1 protein-coding gene is annotated in these 1,368 nt (G+C 72.8%); it reads left to right on the top strand.

Features of this window, described 5'->3' with window-relative positions; genetic code table 11:
- A partial coding sequence (locus AB0M20_RS43740) for a fused response regulator/phosphatase (protein ID WP_364307418.1) occupies positions 1-1,341 on the top strand: 1,341 nt, incomplete at its 5' end.
- Positions 1,342-1,368: the final 27 nt, after the last annotated feature.

Raw genomic sequence — 1,368 nt, 5'->3', positions numbered from 1 at the left:
GACGTCTGCGAGAGGATCAAGAGCGATCCCGAGTACGGCGTACTGCCGGTGATCCACGTGTCGGCGCACGCGGTCGACGTGGTGGACAAGGCCCAGGGGCTGAACCGTGGCGCGGACGCGTACCTCGTGGAGCCGATCGAGCCCGACGAGCTGATCGCGACCGTCCAGGCGGTGCTGCGGTATTACAGCGCCCGGCAGCGCGCCGAGACGCTGGCCGCCCGCATGGTCAAGCTGGCCGAGACCACGCTCGAGATCAACACGGCGTCGACGCTGCCCGGCCTGCTCAGCGCGGCCGCCGAGGGCGCGCACGCGATCTTCGGCGATCCGGTCGTGGTGCTGGCGGAGGGCTCGGACGGCGAATACCTGGCCGCGGTGGGGTCGCCGCCGGTCGTCCGCGCGTGGTCGCTGGACGAGACGAACGTCGCGGTCGGCTCACTGGTGCGCACCGACCGGCCCGAGGACTGGGACGTGGCGGTGTGGCCCGAGGGCGAGTCGGTGGCGGTGGCGGCGGCCCGGCTGCGCATCGACCGGCAGCCGGTCTACGTGGCCGCGGTGAGCAGCTCGCAGACGCCCGGCTTCCCGGTGTTGCGGCAGCTCGCGCAGGCGGTTGCGGCGGCGGTCGAGGCGCAGCGGTCGTACGACGAGGAGCACCGGATCGCGGTCACGCTGCAGCGCAGTCTCCTGCAGTCGCAGCTGCCCGACGTGCCCGGCGTCGAGCTGGCGATGCGCTACGAGCCGGCCGGCGCGCAGACCGAGGTGGGCGGCGACTTCTACGAGCTGACCATGCTGGACGGCAAGCTGCTGGTCGCGATCGGGGACGTGGCCGGGCACTCGTTGCACGCGGCCACGGTGATGGCCGAGCTGCGGCACGCGGTGCGGGCCTACGCGGTCGAGGGCCATCCGCCGGGTGCGGTGCTGGATCTGGCGAACAACTTCATGCGTACGGTGCTGCCGACCGACTCGGCCACCGTCTGCCTGCTCACCCTGGACCCGGCCACCGGCAACGTACGGATGGCCAGTGCCGGCCATCTGCCGCCGCTGCTGCACACCGCCGACGGGGTGCGCTTCCTGGAGACCCGCGGACCGCTGCTCGGCCTCAACGCGCACCGGCCCGACGACCTCGAGTTCACCCTGCCGTCGGGCGGCACCCTGGTCCTCTACACCGACGGCCTGGTGGAACGCCGCGACGTGGACATCGACGTCGGGCTGGCCGCCCTGGCCCGCAGCGCGGCCGAGCCGGAGCCCGACCTGGACGACTTCTGCCGGCGGCTCCTCTCGCAGCTGGCGGGCTCGGGCGCGCAGGCCGACGACATCGCCGTGGTGGCACTGCGCCGGTTGTAAGATCCGCCGCTTGTGAAAGCTGCCGAG

It is taken from the genome of Actinoplanes sp. NPDC051633 (assembly GCF_040681735.1).
GTDB lineage: Bacteria > Actinomycetota > Actinomycetes > Mycobacteriales > Micromonosporaceae > Actinoplanes.
Note: the sequence above shows the minus strand (reverse complement) of the source record. Positions and strands in the feature narration are given on the sequence as shown.